We start from the raw sequence: 279 nt of genomic DNA, 5'->3' as shown, positions 1-279 counted from the left end.
CAGCAAATGGAAGCGCATGGCTACTCCATCGCCAATAAAACGTTTGAAGGCACCGTGGGTATTTCCCGTGATGACTTCGAGGATGACAATCTGGGTATTTATGCGCCGATTTTTCAGGAGATGGGCCGTTCTGCGGCAGTTCAGCCGGATGAGCTGATTTTTAAACTTCTGAAAGATGGCTTTACCCAGCCCTGCTATGACGGTCAGAACTTCTTCGACAAGGAGCATCCGGTATATCCGAACTCCGTAGGCCGGATAAGGCGTTTACGCCGCATCCGG

Annotated in this window: 1 protein-coding gene; it reads left to right on the top strand. The window is 51.3% G+C overall.

Going from position 1 to position 279, the window contains the following annotated elements:
- A partial coding sequence (locus tag AC0L3J_RS38040) for a Mu-like prophage major head subunit gpT family protein (RefSeq protein ID WP_473350555.1) occupies positions 1-279 on the top strand: 279 nt, incomplete at both ends.

The organism is Bradyrhizobium sp. Kon37 (assembly GCF_055807535.1).
This window is presented reverse-complemented; position numbering and strand designations above follow the sequence as displayed.